Here is a 19,615-nt window from a genome sequence, read left to right as displayed (position 1 = left end):
GGACTCGATCTAAGTTGGGTGAAATTTCAGAAAGTTTTCAGGGAAAACGATTCAATTTCAATAAATAGCGGTCTTTTTTGACTAGAAAACCGTGATCGAAAAGAAGCTGATGTTGGCACATTGATCTAAGGCATAGACAGAAAATAAGCCCCGGTTCAAGGCCCCTAAAAGAGCAAGCCATGGAAGTCATTCATCGAGGCATCTAGGGGATAGCTATGATGAATCGCTTACTTTTACCAATTGATCCCCGCCGATCCGGCAACCTGGCCAGAATCCGTTGGGGTGCTGGTTCGATCGCGCGGGTTCCTCTGGTATTGCCCTTCAGCCCATGCTCCTGGGAAGCTTTTGGGTTAGCTTCCGGCCCGTTGACGAATCAGGCGATCGCCCCAAACAACTGAACCCAGATGCTGGGGGCAACTGGGCACAGGGTGAAGATGGGTTCAAGGGAATGACTTTCGGGCCATTCGCTCAACTTTGGGCTGAAAGATGGGTTCACGAAACATCCATTTCAGCAAGTCCATTTCAGCGAGTTCAGTCTAGGTTGGGCAAACCTGCGCCTACTTCAGCCAATATTTAGCCGATCGCAGGCTATATCACGTCCTATACAACATCAAAAAGAACAGTGGTCATGTAGCGATCGGCCCAATCGGCTCCAAAGGCTTTTTCCAACACGCGGCGGGTTTTATCGTTTTGCAGTTGTTGTTGGCAATAGCGCCGCTGACCCATTTCAATGGCGGCAATTTCAGCGGCATCTTCTGTGGGAGAAAGGGCGATCGCCTGTTGACAATGCAGCCGCAAAAAATCACCAATGCGGGTCACAATTTGTGCTTCTTCCTGGGCATTTTCGGGCCGCACAAACAAGCAGTGAGCGGAAAAAATAGTGCCCCAACTGGGGAATGTTCGTTCTTGACTGAAAACCAATTCCGGCAAGGCGCTGAGGGCTTGGTCATAGGGGCTGGGCAAGGCGCGATCGTCCATTACGGGTGACAAGTCCGCGATCGCCATACTCAGTTGCCCCCGTCCAGCCACCAAATCAGATCCAAACATGGGCAGAGCAAAGGTCGATCGAGGGAACATGACACAATGCAAAATATCCAAAGCGCTGCCCACTTGCGCCAATTCCAGGTGAATTTTGCGAAATTCGCGAGTTTGGTAGCAGCGATTTTCAATAATTAACTTTTCGCCTTCTAGGGTTCCTTCCACATACCCCAAATCCTCGGGCATCTGGTAGGGTTCCAGGGTCAATTCCGATTGCCAAATTTGCTCGATCGCGTTGGCAACGGCGGTAATGGTGGGATGCAGTCGATCGCGCAAGGAACCTGGCTTGATAGGCGCTTCTAAAGACATTTCAGAAGTCATGATGATTGTTGAATTTTTGAATGATTTGAATGAACTGAACTTTGAATGATTGAGCTTGGGATGACTGAAATTTGGATGACTGAATTTTGAGTGATTGAGCTTGGGATGACTGAAGTTTGGATGAATAAAGCGCCCTAAAACCCCATAGGCAACCATTCCAAAATGGGCGCTGGAACCATTTCTCGGCTGTCTAAGATCTGCACCACAATCAGATAAATTGCCCCCAACAGCAACGAAATTGCGCCAGTGGCAATGGCTACCCACTTCGATCGGGTCATGGGGGTTCCTCGCAAGGTTTAGGGTGTTTTCGCGGTATTTTCGGAATTGACCGAGTTGGCTGGGGTGCTGAAAGTCTCAGTGTCCCGAATCATGGGCCCAACAGGGGCCTTGTGTATTCTTCAGTCTAAGGCTCGCCGGGCCAAGGGCGATCGTCTGCCAACCCAATGCAAAACCCACATCCACAGGGTTCATGAACAGCACAATGGGGATTGCGACAAAATTGGTGCATTGGCTGGATCTGGATGCATCCCGTTTTGATCGACCTGTGTTGGATTGATCTTGCTGTACCGACCTTGCTGCATTAACCTTGCTGCGTTGCTATGGAACTGGAATCCTGGATTGTTGAAGCCCACAACATTCGCAAAACCTACCGCACTGGTTTTTGGCTCAATCAATTGGTCACCACGTTGCGGGGCGTGTCCTTGGCGGTGCGATCGGGCGAGACCTTTGGCCTGTTGGGGCCCAACGGGGCGGGCAAAACCACCCTGCTCAAAATTCTGCTGGGAATTGCTAACCCAACGGCCGGGAGCGGCACGGTGCTGGGGCGGCCCTTGGGCGATCGAGCCGTGAAGCAGCGGGTGGGCTATTTGCCGGAAAATGCCTATTTCTATGACCACCTCACCGGTTGGGAATATTTGGAGCAGGCGGCGGCCCTGTTTCAAATTCCGCGTGCCGTTGCCCAAAAGCGCATCGTGGAACTGCTTGATTGGGTGCAACTGTCCGAAACGGCGGCCCGCAAAAAACTGATGAAGCAATATTCCAAAGGCATGTTGCAGCGGGTGGGCATGGCCCAAGCGCTGATCAATGATCCGGAGGTGATTTTTCTGGATGAGCCAATGTCGGGCCTTGACCCGATCGGGCGGCATCAGTTTCGAGAAATTGTGCTGACTCTGAAGGAGCGCGGCAAAACGATTTTTTTCAATAGTCACATCCTCTCCGATGTGGAGCAAGTGTGCGATCGGGTGGCTATCTTGGCTCAGGGGGAGTTGCTCTGTGTGGGATCTCTGGATGAACTACTGGGCCCCAGCAGTACCTATCGTGTTGTGGGCCGAGGGGGGACACCGGAGGCGATCGCGTCGTGGCTGACGGAGGCGGATTTTCAGGGCGATCACTGGCGCGGTTTGCTGAAGGGCGATCCGGCTGAGTTTCTGCGGGCGATCGACCAGGCCCAAGCCCAAGTGCTGAGCCTGAACCTTCAGCGCCCTTCCCTGGAGGATTTTTTCATGAACCTGATCCGCAATCGACAGGTTCGCCCCAGTTAGCCGTTGCGGTTGCTGGGCCTCGGGGCAAGGGGCGTAGGGCCTGTCATCAAGTCGCCTGAAACCCTGATGATCTCGTTCTTCAAACCAATCAATCGTAGGGGCGGGGTCTCCCCGCCCAGTTCCGGGGTCTCCCCGCCCAGTTCCCGTGATCCTTGGGCGTTCCCAGGGGTGGATAGGGTTTTGGCGATCACCCAAGTCAGGGTTGGGAGACCCAACCCCTACGGCGCTCGAAATTTTAGAAACTCCCCAGACAGGATTCGAACCTGTGACCAATCGATTAACAGTCGACCGCTCTACCGCTGAGCTACTGAGGAATGCGCGTCCAACGCGGAAACTAAGATAATCGCCGCCGCTAGGGTTTGTCAAGCAAATTGCTCAAGAAATTTTGAACGCTGCTGTTTGGGGTCTGCGAGGCGGTCGGAAAACTTCGGGGAATTTTTGACGATTCCGGCATCCTCCGAGCGCACAACGCTTTGAACCACGGCGATCGAGCGGCTCTTGGCTTGAATACTCCAGGATTCGGCGGCGCAGATCCGGATCCTCGCCCCCTTGCCCGAAACATTGGCAGGGAGGATTGTGCAACCCGGCAAATCCGCAACCCCATCCTCAAAAATGCGCTGCTTCGATCCGGTTGGTCAACTGGCTGAGGAAAGCGACGGTTTCAGGGGCGGTTGCCAAGCTGGATAGTCTCGGAAACAGATCGCCACAAGCTTTATCCCGTCTGCTCTTGGGCGTTTTAGGTGTCTGCGATGGTCGATCGCCCCGAAACAGGGGGCCGATTGCGATCGAGCCAGTGACACAGACGCGCGATCGGCAATGGGGCTAGCTCCGTAGAGTGAAGCTGTCAAGAGAAACGCACCTCCCAAGCGCTTCCCCGACAACCTTCGTCGTCACCGTTGTGTTGTGCATCCTGAGGTAAGAATCGTGAACGCTCAACTGGCCACCGCCCCCCAAGTCCGCCGCCCTTCCAGCCCCGTTCCCGCCGCGACCGTTGCCCTCAGCCTTGTGCCAGCCCCCGCCGATGCCAGCGCCCAAGTACAGATGTTGTTGGATGAAGTGGTGAATTCGGTGGGACAAATGCCCACCCGCGCGATCGCCACAGTTGAGCGCATCCTGAACGAAGTCAGCCGTGTTTGCCAAAAGAGCGATCGCATCCAAGCTTCCGGTCAAGTGGACGATTGGGCCCTGTCCTTGGCTCGTCACCGGCTGCAAAAATGCCTGGCTTACTATAAGCGTGGCTCCGAGCGTGGCCGAGTGGAACTGCACAGCACCCTCAGCGCCATGGTCTATCGCTACATTGCTCCGGCCCAAGCGGAACTGAGCTTCCAGGCTCGCTACACTCTGATTGAAGATTTCATGCAAGCGTTTTACATCGAATCCCTGCGGGCTTTTCGGCGGGAAAACGACTTGCCTGAGACCTACCAACCGCGCACCCGGCTGGAGTTGGCTGAATATCTCTCCTTCGCGGAGCAATATGCCAAGCGCCGCATTTCCCTGCCCGGTTGCCGCAACCAACAATTGATCGTGCTGCGGGCGAAAAGCTTTGCTCGTCGCCAACCGCCGGAAGTGGCGATCGACATGGAATTGGCCGTGGAAGGGGGCAAAGGCGAAGAGGCTGAACAATATGCCCGCAGCAGCGCTGTGCAGCAAGTGCGAGAGCAGATGGTTTCGGAGGCGATCGACCCGGCGGAAGCTGTCCTGCGCGATCGAATCTTGAACGAACTGGTGGACTATTTGCGCAACCAAGGTCACCACGACTGCGTGGACTACCTGGCCCTGAAAATGCAAGACCTGTCTGCCCCGGAAATTGACGAAGTGTTGGGTCTCAGCCCTCGCCAGCGGGACTATTTGCAACAACGGTTTAAGTATCATGTGGAGCGCTTTTCCCGGATGCACAACTGGGAATTGGTTCACCAGTGGCTCGGAGCCGATGTGGACGATCGCCTAGGGATGTCCGGTGCGCTGTGGACATTGTTTTGGGAGGAACTGACCCCCGAGCAACAGCAACTAGTGCAACTGAAGCAAGCTCAAAAAGACGAAAAAACCATTGGCAAGGCGATCGGCTGCACCCCCAAACAGGTGCAAAAACGCTGGTTCAAGCTGCTGACCTTTGCTTGGCAAGTGCGCAACGGTGAAGTAACGCTGCTGCAAGAGGCCTAGGCGATCGACCCATTTCCCCCTTAGGGGCCGATCGCTCAGGAATTCAGCCCCTTCGGTAACGACGAAATTCAACGGCAGGCCCCGCGCCTGCCGTTTTTGTTGGCTGGTCAACTTCAGGCAATCTGTTAGAGTAATTGGAAGCTCCGCACCACCGACCCTGCGGGCTGCCGCCAAAGCGGTATGCTCGTTTCCAACCGACGAGAAAGACCCACAGCACCTATGAAATCGAAAGCATTTTGGGGCTTGGTTTCCCTGGTGGCGGCTAGCGTGCCTACGGTGGCCCAAGCTGCGCCTGCGTTGAACCCCCACATCAAAGTTGACTACCACGAGCAAAGCCTTGCTCAAGAGGTGGTCTATGGAACCTACTACGATGGCCCTCGCCTGCGCGTGGTGACCGATCCGACCGGTGCAGCTCTGCGCAAGAGCTTTGAGTTCCCGATCGACCTCTCGATGAAGAAAGAGAGCAGCATCACCACCAGCACCCCGATCACCGATCGCTACAAGATTCACCAATTTGGTGATTGCAACAGCGACAACAAAATTACCTTCGAAGACCTCGATATTCACCGGGGCATCTGCAACTCGCGTTTCCAAGCTTGGTCGCGCGAAGTGCAAGAGTGCATGAAGGCTGGCCCGGTGTTGATTCGTGACCTGACCGGTAACGAAGTGTTCATCTACAACAAGGACGGCCAAGAGCTGTCGCGCGATATTGTGCTGAATGCTTCCGGCAAGGCCGTGTGCCGTCAGTTCATCGGCCGCGCTACCCCCGTGAGCATGGATCGTCAGTGCCGTGACGTGGTGGTTGAGCAACGTCCGTTCGTGGCTCCTTCTGCGCCGATGGTTCCCTCGGGCCCGATTCAAGGTCTGTGGTAAATTAGCCCCTCCTGCTCTGGTTGCTGCATTCGGTTTCAACGCCGAATCGTGATCAATGCTGGCGGAGTCTAAATCAGCGGAGTGAAGCAGCGGAGTTTAGATCCGGTCTCAAGACTCTCTAGATTTGCTGCTGCAAAGTGCTCTGGCAAACAACTCTGAAAAGGGTTTTTGGAAAAGGGATTGGTTTCGGCCAGTCCCTTTTCTATTGCTGGTTGCGGTTATTGGTTGCGGTTGTTGATTGCGGTTATTGGTTGCGGTTGAGCTAGGGAGCCGATCGCTTGCATTCGGGAAAATCTGTCTCTAAAGCCAAAAATGCAGGGCAGGGCGTTTTGGTGGTGAGGTTTTCGGGCTTGTTCCAGGTGAAGGGAGCTTGTTGTTCGGCCGCCATCCACAGCAGTCGCTTCGCCCGGGTCATGGCCACGTAAAGTAGGCGATATTCTTCGGCCACTTTTAACCAACGAGCTTGGTGGGTGGCGATCGCGATCGGGGGAAGTTTGGCGGCTCCATGCACCCGATCGCGAATTTGGGCCCGTAAACAGTCGCCCAAGTTAAATGCCCCCAAAAACTCCATTTGCAAAGGTACCCGCGCTTCGGTGCTGAAATAGTCGCTGTGGAGGAAGGGCAAAAAGACCCCATCCCAGTCGAGGCCCTTGGCTTTGTGGGCGGTGATGATGGTGAGCTGGCCGGGGCGGGTGTAGGGGGACTCGGGCAACTCCTCGGCTTCGACGGGGGCGAAGGTTTCGTTACTGACAATTTCCGCGAGGTTGTTCAGGGTGGTTTCTAGCCGTTGGTCACCCCGATCGCGCTGCACGAGGGTTTCGATCAATTTGTCGGTGGTGGCCAGCTCGGCGCGATCGTAGCCCAAGGTCATGGCCAAAAAGGACAGGAGGGCATAGTGGGGCAAATGCAGCCGGGCGGCCAAAATGCCAGCACAAATGCGCCGGGCCTGGCGGGCCGGTTCTGCCAAGGGTGGATCCAATGGCCCCGGATAGAGAAACTGTTCGGGCTGGGCGGCCAGGCTGTCCAGGTCTTGGGTGGGGATTCGTTGTCGATCGACCAAAACCCGCAGCAGGGCCTTCAGGTATTGGGGTGAGTGGGGCCGATCGAGAAATTGCAACAGGGTCAACATTTCCCCGGGCACGTGGGATTGGCGATCGCTGGCTCCCACTTCGTAAAGATTGAGCCGATCGCCAAATCGATCACCCAAGGATTTGGCCACCCAGCGCCCCTGATCATTGGTGCGCACCAAAACCGCCAAGCTGAGATCGGGGGCCTTGGCCCACAGGTCGATCGCCCGTTGGCCAATTTGGGCGATCGATTGGTGAATATCGGCGGGCCGCACCAACTCCAGCCCCAATCCGAGCGGCGTTGGGTTGGCGTTCGGCTGGGGGTCGTTGGGTTCTGCTGGTTGAATGCATTGCAACTCAAAGGGTGGCAGGGCCGATCGAGTGCCAATCTGTTGGGTGAGGCGGGGAAATTCCCGATCGTTCGTCCACTGCACCAGGACGTTGGCCGCTTCCAGAATGATCAGGCTGCTGCGTCCCGATCGATCCATTTGGGCAAACCGTCCCTGCGATCGACAGGCTTCGCAAAACCGCCAAAAGAATACCGGGTCGGCCGGCGTGAAGGAGGAGTTAATCGCCTGATTGGGATCGCCCACCCGCACCAAGTTCACCGCATTCGTGGCCGGGTCGATCGCCAATTGTTCCAACAGCCGCGCTTGCAGGGGCGAGGAATCCTGTGCTTCATCCTCAAACACCGCAAAGATGCGCGATCGCCAGAGGCTAGCCGCCTCCGGATCCGCCAAAACCCGCAAAGCCGCCAAAATCATGTCGTCATAGTCGATCGCATTGCGCCGTTGCAGTTGGGCTTCATAGGCTTCGTAGAGACCCGCCGCGATCGCCAAACCCGGGTAGCGATCGGCGGCCAGCTCCGGTGCTTGGCCCATGTGCTGCAAATCTGCGGGTTTCAGACCCGAGCTTTTGGCCTCGCGCACCACCGTTAGCATCAACTCCGGCAACAAATCCGTTCGCAACACGGACAGTCGCCGCAACCGTTCCGCCTCTTCCCCGTCAAATTCCAACCCCTCCAGCAACAGCCCGTAAAGAGATGGGTTTTGGGTAATCCAATCATCCACGGCATTGGCGATCAGTCGGTGCTGGCGATCGGGAGACACCAGGGTGCGATCGCGCTCCATGCCCGACAGCTCCGGATTGCGTCCGGCAATTTGCAAGGCCAGCCCATGAAGGGTTTGCACCGTAAATCCCTGGCGCGGGAGGCCCAATATTTGCAGGGATTCGCGAATTTTGGCCTTCAGGTGGGCCGCGGCCGATCGGGTAAAGGTCACCACGGCCAATTGGCGGCGCGCGTCCAACTGGAACCGGGCGATCGTTAGGGCTGCTGCTCGGGCCATGCCCGTGGACTTGCCCGCGCCCGGCACAGCCGAAACCGCCAAGGGCCCGCCCGCCCAGTCAGCAATTTCCCGCTGGCCCGGCCGCAAACCATCCCGTAACCGTTGCCAAGCGATCTCGTCTCGACTGCTGGTGATGACCATGCTGGCTATCTTGCTCGTGATTTCCGCAATGATTTGGCCCAAAACTATTCGGCCCAAAACTAATGGAGTGCTTGGGGAGGGTTGAGGAGCTGAAAAAATCGCTCGATCGTTTGCCAAATTGGCTCGATCGCGTCGCCCATGCCGTGATCCGTTTCCAGTTCGATCAACTCCACCCAAGGATGGCTCGCTGCCCACTGCTGACTCAGCTCGATCGACACCGTGCGATCGGCCCGCCCATGCAAAATCACCGTTGGCAACACCCGCTGAAGCTTGGACTGATCATAGCGCTGGGCATCTTCCCAAAAGCCCAACCCCAAGGGCAGCTCTTTCCCCGCCGTGTAGTGATAAACCATCAACTGGCCGCTCCTTTGCCATTGATCTAACTGATCCGGCGACAGGCGATCGTGCCAACTTTGGGGAAATCCCAAGGCCGGAGCCAACAGCCCCAACCGTTGCACCTGGGGGCATTGTTCCGCCAGCCACAGGGCCGTCAAGCCACCAAAGCTCGAACCAATCAGCCCGATCGGTTCCTCCGGCGTTTGGTTAATCAGGGCTTGCGCTTGCTGAATTTGGCGGCTGAGGGTCAGCCCGGTGAATCCCCCCTCATTAAAGTCGGGAATTTCAAGGGCGATTTGATGTTGTTGGAATCGATCGGTCAAAGCCCTGGCCTTGAATGAACCGGGGCCCGAAGCAAAACCGTGCAGGTAGAGATAGCGCATAGAGCTGGATCCAAGCCAAGGAAAAACAGCAAACGGGCAGCATGATCGCCGTGATCACCACAGTTACGATCCCAACATTGCGATCGCCCTGATTGGTCAAATGTTCACCAAATTTTTAATAGATTCGCAGCAGAAAATCCTCAGCAGAAAACCGCGCAGGACAGGCGATCCTACACGGCTATTGGGTTGCAGCGTTGGCTGGTGCTGGGAAGTTGGCTGGTGCTGGGAAAATGACCAAAAAAACTTTGGGAAACTCTCTGAGCAATTCCTAGCAATTTCCCTAGTCATTTCTCTAGTCATTTCCCTAGAAAAATTGCTTTGAGGAATTAATTGGAGAGCACCAACCCATTGCGGCTCTATTGTGGCCGTTGGTTATTAGGCTGCCCTTGGTTATTGGGTTGTCCTTGCCGATTCCAGCCCTGGCCACCTTGATTATTAGGTTGCCCTTGCCGATCTCGACCGCCGGGCCCACCCTGGCCGTCGGGGCCGCCATGTCGCCGGCCGGGCCCGCGCTCCTGCATCCGTTGAGCCAATTGTTGCCGCTGGGCCGGGGTCAAAATTTCCCGCATGGCCAACATGCTTTCAAAGCGCAAATCACCCATTTTTTGCATTTCCGCCTGCAAGCGGTTGTGCTGTTGGCGCAGTTGGTCGGCGCTGGCGCTGCCGGCCATCAGGCGGCCCATCTCTTGGCGAACGGTGTCGATCGCGGTTCTTTGTTGATCCATGCGGCTGCGGAATTGTTCGCGCACTTGATCGAGTTTTTGGGTTTGTTCGGCGGTCAAGTTCAGGTCGCGCAACATGCCGCCGGGGCCACCCCGACCGCCCCGTTGACCACCGGGAGGGCCACCGTCTGGGCCGCCGGGGCCGCCCGGGCCGGGGCGATCGTCCATTTGCGACATCCAATCATCATCGGGCCCCGCTTGGGCGTTGGCCAGCGGCACCAGGGCCGCAGTTCCCACGGTGGCGACGGCGGCCATGGCCATGAGGGTGATCTGAAGGCGATTCAAGTTCCAAAATTTCATAATTGACGAACTCCTGAGAGATGCTGATTAATCAGGGGCTAGAGGTAAGGTGTCCATTGATCGGGAAGCGCCATGGCTGAGAGCGATCGATTCACCAGCTTGGTCGGCTCCGTTTCCCAGGTGTGGGGGTCAAAACTCCAGGGCAGCGAGTCATCGGTGCTGGCCGTTTGGGTGGTGACGTTGCTGGGCGCGAGGGTCATACCCCAGGTTTCGTTGATGAAGCTTTCGAGATCGGCTTCCGCAACGCTGGGGGCTGGGGCCTGAGTTCCCGGGCCCTGTTGGACGAGGGCCCAACAGCCGATCGCGATCGCCCCCAAACTGCCTAACCACCATTGCCGATGGCGGCGGGCGGCCCGCAGTTGGCTGGCCTCAATTTCCAACAGCAGCGATCGCTCTAGACCCGGGGCGGCGGGCGGTGGGCTGGGGCGATGTTGGCGCAAGAAGTTCACCAATTTGACATCCTCCTGACCGGAAGGGCCGGCAGCCGGATGGGCGGGCCGGCGGGGGTTGCCACCGGGGCGGGGTTGAGCGTTAGCCTCATCGGATGGGTGAGATGGGCGATCGGTCATAGTTCCACCCCCTGTTGCTGCAAAAACTGCCGAATTTGGGCCCGGGCGTAAAAGAGCCGCGATTTGACGGTTCCCACCGGAATTCCCAAAATTTCCGCCGCTTCCTTTTGTGAAACATCTTCGAGATCACACAACACCAACACGGCCCTGGCCTCGAACCCCAAGATGGCCAGCGATCGCTGAACCAAGTCTTGGTAGTGCAGTTGGCTGAGGGGAGACTTGTCTTGGGTTCGGGGATCGATCGCCTGTTCGATCGCCCGTTCCGACAAGTCAGGATCCGCCGTCGGTTCCAAGCGGCGGGCGCGGTTTTTGGCCAACTCCCGCCGCCGATCGCTGGCCACATTCCAAGTGATTCGATAAAGCCAAGTGGAAAAGCTGGCCGACCCTCGAAAACGCGGCAACCCTCGCCAAACCCGCAGGAATACCTCCTGCACCAAATCATCTAAACCATCCGCATCGCAGAGGGAATAGAGCGTGGCGCGTACCCGAGCTTGGTGTTGGCGATAGAGATGCTGGAAGGCCCGCGCGTCCCCACCAGCGGCCCGTTGCACGATCGAGCGATCGTCCGTGGCCACCGCCAAAACCGCCGTCCTTTGCCAGCGACCCAATTGAGCATAGAGAGCCTTTCCCAGCATTCAGCCCTTAAACCTAGAAATCCTAGAAACACTGCTGCTGGCGGCTTGTTTGCCCCTCCATGCTCGCAATGCTGTTGAATTGCTCCTTTGGACAGGGGGCTAGCGAAAAAGGTTCAGCGTTGGGGCAAAGTTTTTGGGGTGATTTTGAATAACGGTTTGTTGAATGGCTGGGCGAAAGGGCTGGGATGCTGTTGGGTTAAGGACTTTGCGGGATTTTTGGGGAGGTGTTTTTGGGGAATTTTTGAGGAGTGTTTGCGGAAAATTTGAAACAACTCTCCTGGGGCGTTTATCGATCGACCGGTAGGGCGATCGCTTGGCGCAGCAACATCACTTGCCGACCGTCCACCACCATGGCCGTGAATCCCCGATCACTCAAACGGCGCATCAACTCACCCGCCGCCTTGCTGTCTGTGCTGCTTGATGCCAACAGATATGGGCGATCGGCATAGCTGGCCAACCCCACATCCCGGCTCAGAAAATCCCGTAACTCGCGAGCCACCGTCGGATCATCAAAATAATTCACCAACACCGCATAGCCATTCCCCAATGCCGTGGGTTGAAAGGCCGCTGCCGCCCGCGCGCTGGGCGATTCGATCGCAAAAGCCTGCAACCCCGTGCGATCGCGCACATAATCGGCCCAAGCCTTGGCAATGTTCAACGAGGGAAACCCTTCCAAGCGCATCACCGCTTCCCCCACGTAGCGACAGGGTTCTGCCGATACATTTTGGGGCAACGCCGTGTAAAGCCGATCTTCCACATCCCGGCTGGCCCGGCGCACCAACAGCAAAAATTCACCGGACTGGGGCGGTTCGCACTCGGGCAAGTCTTCCCGAGTTTGGGCTTGGGCCGCAGGAATCAGACCACCGGCCGCGATCGATGCCAGGCCGGTTCCGATCGCCAGGGATTGCCACAGGGGCCACCATAACCGCTGTTTCAACATGGTTTTGAGGGTTAGATTCTGATGGTTGGGTTCTGAGGGTTGGATTCTGAGGAATGGAATCTGGGGTGCAGTCTCCCAAGCCTAACCCGAGCGATCGTGAAAAACCGGACTTTCCACCTAAAAACCAATTCCGTCACATTTGGCAATCACCGATCAACGCCAGTAATCACCGATCAACACCAAAAGGGAGGATCCGCAGTCGGATCCTCCCTCTTCCCCAACGCACAGCCCTGGCCAAGACCAATGGGGGTATTCAGCCTTGCGCTGGTTACCGTAGTCGCTTGTGCAGAACCTAGCTGGCCGAAACGGGAGCCAACGACTTTAACGGTTCCGGAATCGACTCAGAAGGCGCTTCAAACTGGCCCGTCGCCACATATTCCAACCGTAACCGCAACCAGGTGATGAAGGTGGGGTTGGTGGAAATGATCGCCGCCGACGGTTGGGGGCATTGCTTCTTCATTTCCTTGAACTCAGGAGCCTCCAGGAATGCCGGTTGCTCCACCAGCCAAAAATCAATTTCCTGTTCCCGCTCGTGATAGTTGCGCGTCCGTTCCTTGAGCACTTCTTCAAGGGGTTCTTCTTCCAGGAGAAAATGACGGCTAGCCAAACAGAAGTGATAGGTGGTCATCGGTTTTGGGGAGAGGTAGCAGGTTTACCAGAGAAATTTTAAGGACTTTGAAAACAGGCGCAATCAACGGAAGTGCTAGCGACTTTGCATTTTAGCGGCCTGGCGATCGAATCGCTGGGCGATCGCACCCCTAGCGACGAAACTTTATATCCAACGCTGCCCGCTGCAAAATTTCCTTCATCTCGCGCACCGCTCGCTCCATGCCCACCAGCGCCGCCCGACTGACGATCGTGTGGCCAATGTTTAGCTCTTCCATGCCCTCAATGCAGGCCACTTCGTAGGTGTTCCAATAGGTCAAGCCGTGGCCCGCATTCACCCGCAAGCCCGCCTCCCGGGCCCGCCAAGCGCCTTGGGCCAAAATTCCCAGCTCCTTGCGCCGCTCTTCGGGGCTGTGGGCTTCCGCATAGCGACCCGTGTGCAGCTCAATGAATTTCGCGCCCGTTTTGGCAGAGGCTTCAATTTGCTTGCTGTCGGCATCAATGAACAGGCTGACGGGAATGTGGGCATCTTGCAGGGCTTCCACCACATCTCCGAGCCGATCGACCGCCCCCACCACGTCCAGGCCGCCTTCAGTGGTCACCTCTTCTCGCCGCTCAGGCACGAGGGTCACGTAATCCGGCTTGATATCCAGGGCGATCGCCACCATTTCATCGGTCGCCGCCATTTCCAGATTCAAATGGGTGCGCACCGTTTGCCGCAACAGACGCACATCGCGCTCTTGAATGTGGCGGCGATCTTCGCGCAGGTGTACCGTAATCCCATCCGCACCCCCCAATTCTGCCAAAACAGCCGCGGCCACCGGATCCGGCTCCACGGTGCGGCGGGCTTGGCGGATGGTGGCAATGTGGTCAATATTGACTCCGAGGGTCAGCAAGGGGACTGTCTCCGGTATGTGAGTGAATAAAATGATGAATAACTAGCGGAATGACCAACGAACTGGGTCAGACTAGTGGACGCATCTGGATTGATGATTGTAGCGAATGTTGCCGATCGATTGGGCAGTTACGACGGATTGCCGGATTGCCGGTTGCTCGGGTTCAATGGTCAAGTCTGTTGCGTTTTAGCCTGCCGAGTCTGGGGCTTTCAAGCTCAGGGTTAATGCAACGGCTTCCGAGTCTAGGGCTGCTGAGCTTGAGCCTGTCGAGTTTCAAGAAACCCAACGAACCCATAAAAAAAATCCCCATTCCCATTGGGAGCTGAGGATTTGGCATTGGGGTGCATCTATTTTCAAAAACTGATTGCTCGATCGCCCAAGGGTCATCCGGATGATTTAGCCACTTTCCTGGCCAATTTGCGGGGCGATCGGGTCAAGCCAGCTAGCTCACGGAAGCCTTTGAAGACTTTTTCATCACCACAGGGCGATGGGAAGCGGGGGCAACCTTGGGTTGCCTTTCAACGGCTTCATTGCCTTGATATGCTTAGTCCAATGGGCAGAACCATTCAATTTCTTCGTCGATCTATTCAATTTCGTCGATCAACCCCTTCTCGTTCCCTGTCGCACCTTGCTGCATCGTCCTCAGAGCCGGAGTCAACAGGATGGCAAACCCCGAGCACCTCGTGCTGATCGAGCAAGGTGCAGATGTTTGGAACCGCTGGCGACGCGCCAACCCCAACGTCTATCCCAACCTCCGCGAAGCCGATCTCAGCAAAGTTAACTTGCAGCAATTTGACCTCAGCCATGCGGATTTGTGTATGGCGAATTTGGAAGGGGCCAATTTGCAGCGGGCCAGCCTTCGCAAAACCAACCTCTACACGGCCAACCTATCGGGGGTGAACCTGCGGGAATCGGTGATGCGTCATGTGGACTTTCGCGAGGCAACCTTGCGACGGGCGGATCTGTGCATGAGTGTGGTGCGGGAGTCGGACTTTAGTCGGGCTGATTTGCGGGAAGCTAGTCTTTACACGGCCAACCTGAAGGGAATTAAGCTGCGGGAGGCGGATCTCAGCCGCTGCGATTTGCGAGAAGCGAACTTGGGCATGGCAGATCTGCGGGAGGCGAACCTGCGGGAGGCTAATTTGAGCCTGGCGATCGTCTGTTTGGCCAACTTGGTGGGGGCCAACCTATATTGCGCCAATATCCGCATGGCGAATCTCAGCTTGGCTAACCTCTGCATGGCCAGCTTGATGAGTGCCAATTTGGATGAGGCGACCCTGATTGGGGCGAATCTCATTGGGGCCAACTTGTATATGGCAACGCTGCGAGATGCCATTTTGCGGGAAGCAGATTTGCGGGAGGTGACCCTCAGCCAGGTGGATGTGTCCGGGGCAAATTTGATGTTGGCTAACCTGAGCATGGCCAATTTGCGAGAAGCGAAATTCCATGGAGCCAACTTGGAAGGAGCCAATTTACACCGGGCGAATCTTTACTCAGCTTCCTTTGAGGGCGCTCTGATGGCGGCGGCGATTATGCCCGATGGTCACAAGCACGAGTGACGGGCCAAGAATTCCTGAATTACCTGAATTATCAGAATTCCTGAATTAATCGTGAATTACGTCTTCCAAATCGCGCTATGATTGCTAATTTGGTTTTGAACAAAGAGCGGTAGGTGAGGCGTATGTCTCTTCCGGTGGTGGCGATCGTGGGACGGCCCAACGTGGGCAAATCGACCCTGGTGAATCGGTTCGCGGGGGATCAATCAGCGATCGTGTTCGACCAACCGGGGATCACGCGCGATCGCACCTATCGGCCGGCATTCTGGGGCGATCGGGATTTCCTGGTGGTGGATACGGGCGGGCTGGTGTTTGATGATGACACGGAGTTTTTGCCCCTGATCCGCGAGCAGGCGATGGCGGCCCTGTCGGAGGCGGCGGTGGCGATTTTTGTGGTGGATGGGAAGCAAGGCCCCACCGATGCCGATCGGGAAATTGCCGATTGGTTGCGTCGCCAACCGAAGCCGGTATTGCTGGCGGTGAACAAGTGTGAATCACCGGATCAGGGCTTGGCTCAGGCGAGTCTGTTTTGGGAATTGGGATTGGGTGAACCCTTCGCGGTGTCGGGGATTCACGGCAACGGTACGGGAGATTTGTTGGATGCGGCGCTTCGCTACCTGCCGCCTGTGGATCAGTTGCCGGAGGAACCGGAGCTGAACATTGCGATCGTGGGGCGGCCGAATGTGGGCAAGTCCAGTTTGTTGAATGCCTTTGTGGGCGAAAACCGGGCGATCGTCAGTCCCATTTCGGGAACCACTCGGGACTCGATCGACATGGTGGTGGAGCGTAATGGCAAGCGTTACCGGTTGATCGACACCGCCGGGATTCGCCGCAAGAAAATGATCGACTACGGCCCAGAATTTTTCAGCATCAATCGGGCCTTCAAGGCCATCCGTCGATCGGATGTGGTGTTGTTGGTGATCGATGTGTTGGATGGCATCACGGAACAAGATCAGCGCCTGGCGGGCCGGATTACCGATGATGGGCGAGCCTGTGTTTTGGTGGTGAATAAGTGGGATGCGGTGGATAAGGATTCCACCTCAATCTATGAATATGAGCGGGAATTGCGTAGCCGTCTCTATTTCCTAGATTGGGCGGAAATGATTTTCACCAGTGCTGTGACCGGTCAGCGAGTCCCGAAGATTTTGGAATTGGTCGATCGCGCCGCTGAGCAACATCGTCGCCGGGTTTCCACGGCCACAATCAATGAGGTGTTGGAAGATGCGCTGCGTTGGCACTCGCCGCCAACCACCCGCCAAGGCAAGCAGGGCAAGATCTATTACGGAACCCAAGTCAGCAGCCAACCGCCAGCGATCGCCCTGTTTGTGAACGATCCCCACCGGTTCAACGACAACTATCGCCGCTACATTGAGGGCCATTTCCGTAAAGAATTGGGCTTTGAAGGCACTCCGGTGAAATTCTTCTGGCGCGGCAAAAAGACCCGCGACGCAGAACGCACCACAAACCGTGCAACCAGGGTTTAGACGGATCCGGAGGGCGATCGTTGATCGCGGAACTAAAACAGAAGCACTACAACAGTAGTACAGCCATGCAAAACCCCGACTCGGGACAGCGCCCCAAAAATGCCCCAAGGCATGAACAGGAGGGCCAGTCGTTCCGGGTCGAGTTTGGTTGGGCCCGTTGACCGGTGGGCCCAAACGTTGGATGGCGAAGGATTGCTAATGGGGCCCGGTGTGAGGCCATGGGGATCGAAATGAGTAAGCAAATGACGGTGATCGGGTGGATGGTGGTGCTGGCTGCGGGGGGCGTGATGGTCCAGTCGTCAGCACCCGTGATGGCGCGATCGATGCCCAAAACCGATGCCATGACTGCCATAACTCGCCCCACGGTTGCTCCCGCTGCTCAGTTAACACAACGAATGTCTCCGGAGGGCCGCCCGATGGTTTCGCCCCAGCCCGATCGCCCGGTGGGCGGTCTTTATGCCCCCAATCCCGATGGCTCGCTCGATCGGTTTGTGTTGGATAAAACCGAGGTGATCGCCCAGGTGACCGGCAACCTGTCGCGAGTGACGGTGCAACAGATCTTTACCAATCCGTTCGATCGCCCTTTGGAGGCGGTTTATGTCTTTCCACTGCCGGAAAATGCCGCCGTGGACGATATGGAAATTCGGATTGGCGATCGGGTGATTAAGGGAAATTTAAAAACCCGCGAAGAAGCCCGCCAAATTTATGAGCAAGCCCGCCAAGAGGGGCGTACAGCCGGACTGCTGGAGCAAGAGCGCGATAATATCTTCACCCAATCTTTGGCTAACATTCGTCCCGGGGAAGCGATCCAAGTCACCATTCAATACACCGAATCCCTGAAGTTTGAAGGGGGGGATTATGAATTTGTGTTCCCAATGGTGGTGGGGCCGCGGTATAACCCCGGCAACCCGATCGGCCCCAATGGCAGCACGGATCAAGTGCCCGATGGTTCGCGGATTAATCCGCCAGTGTTGCCCCCCGGCAGTCGATCGGGCCATGACATCAGCCTCCGATTGTCGATCGATGCGGGCGTGCCGATCGAAGCGGTGCGATCGCCCTCCCACAAAATCGACTTCACCGGCAAGGGGCGCTTCACCGCCGTGCAACTGTCCCCAGCGGACTCGATTCCCAACAAAGACTTCATCCTCCGCTATCGGGTGGCGGGGGCCAACACCCAAGCCAGTGTGCTCACCCAAGGGGACGATCGGGGCGGTTTCTTTGGGCTATATCTGATCCCGGCGATTGGCTATCCCCAGCGGGCGATCGTGCCCAAGGATGTGGTGTTCTTGATGGACACCTCCGGTTCCCAACAGGGGCAGCCGTTGGCCAAGTCCAAGGAATTGATGCGCCGTTTCATCAATGGTCTGAATCCCAACGACACCTTCACGATCATTGACTTTGCCAACGCGGCCACCCGCTTATCCGATCGCCCCTTGGCCAACACCGCCGCCAACCGACAGCGGGCCTTGGGCTACATTGAAGCCCTGCAAGCCAACGGCGGGACTAATCTGCAAGCGGGCATCGATGAGGTATTGCGGTTTCCAGCGGCCGAAGCGGGGCGGTTGCGGAGTGTGGTGCTGCTGACCGATGGCTACATTGGCAACGATCGGGAGGTGATCGCCAGCGTTCAGCGCAATCTGAAGCCCGGAAATCGGCTGTTTAGCTTTGGGGTGGGCAGTTCCGTCAACCGCTTTTTGCTCGATCGCTTGGCGGAAGTGGGACGCGGAACCCTGCAAGTGGTGCGCCAAGACGAAACCACCGACGCTCCCGTGGAAAAATTCTTTCGTCAAATTGCCAACCCGGTGCTCACGGAGGTGCGGGTGCGTTGGGAAGGGCCCGGCCCCGGCCCAGATCTTTATCCGGCCGCCGCGCCGGATCTGTTTGCGGCTCAACCCCTGGTGATCTTTGGGCGCAAGGCTGATCGCGCCCCCGGAACCCTAATTGTGACGGGCAGAACCGCCGGTAACCAACCCTTTGAGCAACGGTTCAAGGTGGAGTTTAGTCAGAGCGATCGACCGGCCATTGCTCAACTCTGGGCCCGGTCACGGATCAAAGACCTCATGAATCAGCTCTATGGCAACGAGGTGAAATCCCTGATTGATCGGGTGGTTGAAACCTCCTTGGCCTACCGAGTTTTGTCTCAATACACCGCCTTTGTGGCCGTGAGTGAGGAAGTGCGTGTCAACCCGGATGGTTCAACCCAGCGGGTGACGGTTCCCGTGGAGTTGCCAGAAGGAACCAGCTATGAAGGCTTCTTTGGCGCATCTGATCGCTCCGAGGCGGCTCGATCGGTGGGTGCTCCCCCGCGCCCCACGGGTGGCCGCAGCGGCTTGCAACCCGCGCCCCTCCCGATCGCCCCGCCGCCGCCCGCTGGGGAAGTGGAGGGCGATCTTACGTCTCCTTTGCCAACAGGCCCCACGGTGCAGATTGCCAGCGCACCGGGATTGGATCAACGAGCGATCGAGCAGCTCACGCAACACCTCAAGCGCAATTTGCCAGCTAATCTGCGGGGGACGTTCGTGGTTACCCTCACCCTGGAACGCGGTTCCGTGGTGGGCGTGGTTTGGGATGACACGGTTTCCAGTGTCCTGACCCCCGAGCAAGCGGCCCAATTCCGGCAAGTGCTGCTGCGTTGGACCAATGCTCCAACCAATTTGCGATCGCTTCAATTGCAAGTGGAATTGCGCTAGGGGGATGTCTG

At 56.9% G+C, this 19,615-nt stretch carries 16 protein-coding genes and 1 tRNA gene; 6 read left to right on the top strand and 11 right to left on the bottom strand.

The annotated features are described in order from the left end of the window. Window positions 1-600: 600 nt before the first annotated feature. A complete protein-coding gene (locus ACZA91_RS02400; RefSeq protein WP_242026114.1) occupies window positions 601-1,359 on the bottom strand; it encodes a phycocyanobilin:ferredoxin oxidoreductase in 759 nt (252 codons plus the stop codon). Between the two features lie 134 nt (window positions 1,360-1,493). Beyond that, the gene (locus tag ACZA91_RS02395) at window positions 1,494-1,637 is read right to left on the bottom strand and encodes a hypothetical protein (protein WP_099533016.1); all 144 of its coding nucleotides are present in this window, start codon (window positions 1,635-1,637) and stop codon (window positions 1,494-1,496) included. Window positions 1,638-1,958: 321 nt separating this feature from the next. On the opposite strand from ACZA91_RS02395, the gene ACZA91_RS02390 reads away from it, so the two are divergent. After that, window positions 1,959-2,900, top strand: a complete 942-nt coding sequence (locus ACZA91_RS02390) for an ABC transporter ATP-binding protein (protein WP_463184507.1) — start codon at window positions 1,959-1,961, stop codon at window positions 2,898-2,900. A 242-nt stretch (window positions 2,901-3,142) separates the two neighbouring features. Here the strand turns inward: ACZA91_RS02390 and ACZA91_RS02385 are convergent. Further along, window positions 3,143-3,214 (bottom strand) — tRNA-Asn (locus tag ACZA91_RS02385). 610 nt (window positions 3,215-3,824) lie between these two features. Here ACZA91_RS02385 and ACZA91_RS02380 point away from each other — a divergent pair. Together ACZA91_RS02380 and ACZA91_RS02375 are read left to right on the top strand one after the other, a co-directional pair. Next, entirely contained in the window at window positions 3,825-5,060 is a 1,236-nt protein-coding gene (locus ACZA91_RS02380; protein WP_463184506.1) for a HetZ-related protein, read from the top strand. 219 nt (window positions 5,061-5,279) lie between these two features. Then, complete coding sequence (locus ACZA91_RS02375; RefSeq protein WP_190526040.1) at window positions 5,280-5,933, top strand: hypothetical protein; 654 nt, start codon at window positions 5,280-5,282, stop codon at window positions 5,931-5,933. A gap of 262 nt (window positions 5,934-6,195) precedes the next feature. Here the strand turns inward: ACZA91_RS02375 and ACZA91_RS02370 are convergent, their stop codons facing one another. The 8 genes from ACZA91_RS02370 to ACZA91_RS02335 form a co-directional block, all read right to left on the bottom strand. Beyond that, entirely contained in the window at window positions 6,196-8,487 is a 2,292-nt protein-coding gene (locus tag ACZA91_RS02370; protein WP_463184504.1) for an ATP-dependent helicase, read from the bottom strand. A gap of 59 nt (window positions 8,488-8,546) precedes the next feature. After that, on the bottom strand, window positions 8,547-9,206 hold the full coding sequence (locus ACZA91_RS02365; protein ID WP_463184503.1) for a YqiA/YcfP family alpha/beta fold hydrolase: 660 nt from the start codon (window positions 9,204-9,206) through the stop codon (window positions 8,547-8,549). A 356-nt stretch (window positions 9,207-9,562) separates the two neighbouring features. After that, complete coding sequence (locus ACZA91_RS02360) at window positions 9,563-10,228, bottom strand: Spy/CpxP family protein refolding chaperone (protein ID WP_099533010.1); 666 nt, start codon at window positions 10,226-10,228, stop codon at window positions 9,563-9,565. A gap of 38 nt (window positions 10,229-10,266) precedes the next feature. Continuing rightward, a complete protein-coding gene (locus ACZA91_RS02355; RefSeq protein ID WP_463184501.1) occupies window positions 10,267-10,797 on the bottom strand; it encodes a hypothetical protein in 531 nt (176 codons plus the stop codon). Then, window positions 10,794-11,432: a sigma-70 family RNA polymerase sigma factor gene (locus ACZA91_RS02350; protein WP_099533008.1), complete on the bottom strand. Its 639-nt coding sequence runs from the start codon at window positions 11,430-11,432 to the stop codon at window positions 10,794-10,796. Before ACZA91_RS02350 ends, ACZA91_RS02355 begins: the two co-directional genes overlap by 4 nt. A gap of 286 nt (window positions 11,433-11,718) precedes the next feature. Then, window positions 11,719-12,372, bottom strand: a complete 654-nt coding sequence (locus tag ACZA91_RS02345; protein ID WP_463184499.1) for a hypothetical protein — start codon at window positions 12,370-12,372, stop codon at window positions 11,719-11,721. 292 nt (window positions 12,373-12,664) lie between these two features. Next, on the bottom strand, window positions 12,665-13,000 hold the full coding sequence (locus ACZA91_RS02340) for an MgPME-cyclase complex family protein (RefSeq protein WP_190353877.1): 336 nt from the start codon (window positions 12,998-13,000) through the stop codon (window positions 12,665-12,667). 130 nt (window positions 13,001-13,130) lie between these two features. Beyond that, window positions 13,131-13,874 (bottom strand): pyridoxine 5'-phosphate synthase, encoded by a 744-nt coding sequence (locus tag ACZA91_RS02335; RefSeq protein ID WP_463184497.1) that lies wholly within the window; start codon window positions 13,872-13,874, stop codon window positions 13,131-13,133. Between the two features lie 662 nt (window positions 13,875-14,536). On the opposite strand from ACZA91_RS02335, the gene ACZA91_RS02330 reads away from it, so the two are divergent. The 3 genes from ACZA91_RS02330 to ACZA91_RS02320 all read left to right on the top strand — a co-directional run bounded on the left by ACZA91_RS02330 (window position 14,537) and on the right by ACZA91_RS02320 (window position 19,604). After that, window positions 14,537-15,433 carry a pentapeptide repeat-containing protein gene (locus ACZA91_RS02330; RefSeq protein WP_099533004.1) on the top strand — a complete coding sequence of 299 codons (897 nt, stop codon included), beginning with the start codon at window positions 14,537-14,539 and terminating at the stop codon, window positions 15,431-15,433. A 122-nt stretch (window positions 15,434-15,555) separates the two neighbouring features. Continuing rightward, a complete protein-coding gene (gene der / locus ACZA91_RS02325; RefSeq protein ID WP_099533003.1) occupies window positions 15,556-16,914 on the top strand; it encodes a ribosome biogenesis GTPase Der in 1,359 nt (452 codons plus the stop codon). A 395-nt stretch (window positions 16,915-17,309) separates the two neighbouring features. Beyond that, window positions 17,310-19,604, top strand: a complete 2,295-nt coding sequence (locus ACZA91_RS02320; RefSeq protein ID WP_463186375.1) for a VIT domain-containing protein — start codon at window positions 17,310-17,312, stop codon at window positions 19,602-19,604. Window positions 19,605-19,615 lie beyond the last annotated feature (11 nt).

Source organism: Limnothrix sp. CMB-01, assembly GCF_055193175.1.
This window is presented reverse-complemented; position numbering and strand designations above follow the sequence as displayed.

Bases quoted from the DNA above. Each gene is read 5' to 3' on its own strand.
- ACZA91_RS02345 (WP_463184499.1), bottom strand. From the start codon at position 12,372: ATGTTGAAACAGCGGTTATGGTGGCCCCTGTGGCAATCCCTGGCGATC.
- ACZA91_RS02375 (WP_190526040.1), top strand. From the start codon at position 5,280: ATGAAATCGAAAGCATTTTGGGGCTTGGTTTCCCTGGTGGCGGCTAGC.
- ACZA91_RS02350 (WP_099533008.1), bottom strand. From the start codon at position 11,432: ATGCTGGGAAAGGCTCTCTATGCTCAATTGGGTCGCTGGCAAAGGACG.
- ACZA91_RS02360 (WP_099533010.1), bottom strand. From the start codon at position 10,228: ATGAAATTTTGGAACTTGAATCGCCTTCAGATCACCCTCATGGCCATG.
- ACZA91_RS02330 (WP_099533004.1), top strand. From the start codon at position 14,537: ATGGCAAACCCCGAGCACCTCGTGCTGATCGAGCAAGGTGCAGATGTT.
- ACZA91_RS02395 (WP_099533016.1), bottom strand. From the start codon at position 1,637: ATGACCCGATCGAAGTGGGTAGCCATTGCCACTGGCGCAATTTCGTTG.
- ACZA91_RS02390 (WP_463184507.1), top strand. From the start codon at position 1,959: ATGGAACTGGAATCCTGGATTGTTGAAGCCCACAACATTCGCAAAACC.
- ACZA91_RS02370 (WP_463184504.1), bottom strand. From the start codon at position 8,487: ATGGTCATCACCAGCAGTCGAGACGAGATCGCTTGGCAACGGTTACGG.
- ACZA91_RS02320 (WP_463186375.1), top strand. From the start codon at position 17,310: ATGTCTCCGGAGGGCCGCCCGATGGTTTCGCCCCAGCCCGATCGCCCG.
- ACZA91_RS02340 (WP_190353877.1), bottom strand. From the start codon at position 13,000: ATGACCACCTATCACTTCTGTTTGGCTAGCCGTCATTTTCTCCTGGAA.
- ACZA91_RS02355 (WP_463184501.1), bottom strand. From the start codon at position 10,797: ATGACCGATCGCCCATCTCACCCATCCGATGAGGCTAACGCTCAACCC.
- der (WP_099533003.1), top strand. From the start codon at position 15,556: ATGTCTCTTCCGGTGGTGGCGATCGTGGGACGGCCCAACGTGGGCAAA.
- ACZA91_RS02365 (WP_463184503.1), bottom strand. From the start codon at position 9,206: ATGCGCTATCTCTACCTGCACGGTTTTGCTTCGGGCCCCGGTTCATTC.
- ACZA91_RS02400 (WP_242026114.1), bottom strand. From the start codon at position 1,359: ATGACTTCTGAAATGTCTTTAGAAGCGCCTATCAAGCCAGGTTCCTTG.